This window comes from Bacillus cereus group sp. BfR-BA-01380 (assembly GCF_022663535.1).
Taxonomy (GTDB): domain Bacteria; phylum Bacillota; class Bacilli; order Bacillales; family Bacillaceae_G; genus Bacillus_A; species Bacillus_A cereus_BB.
This window is the reverse complement of record NZ_JAKUFS010000117.1, coordinates 1-259: the sequence shown is the minus strand read 5'-3', so window position 1 is coordinate 259 and position 259 is coordinate 1. Positions and strand designations below refer to the sequence as shown.

Below are 259 nucleotides of genomic sequence, written 5' to 3'. Positions count from 1 at the left end.
ATCTTTCGCGTCGTTGTCTTTCCACGTCTTCGTTCCTTCTACTTTTATTTGGCCTACTTTTGTATTTGTAATGTCATAACCTTTTACTTCTGTTTGATATCCGTCTACTGGTTGTTCTTTCACTTCATACTTGTGTGCTACTCCATTTGCATCGTACGCTTGGAGATTTTCGAACGTGTACTTCCAGTTTGTTGCTTCACTTACTTCTTTCGTATCTACCACTTTACCGTTTTGTAGTAAATCGACTTTGATTGAACTT

1 protein-coding gene is annotated in these 259 nt (G+C 37.8%); it reads right to left on the bottom strand.

The window, feature by feature from the left end; translation table 11 throughout:
* On the bottom strand, nt 1-252 hold a 252-nt coding region (locus tag MR076_RS26180), incomplete at its 3' end, for a Cna B-type domain-containing protein (RefSeq protein WP_242225440.1).
* Between the last annotated feature and the right edge of the window lie 7 nt (nt 253-259).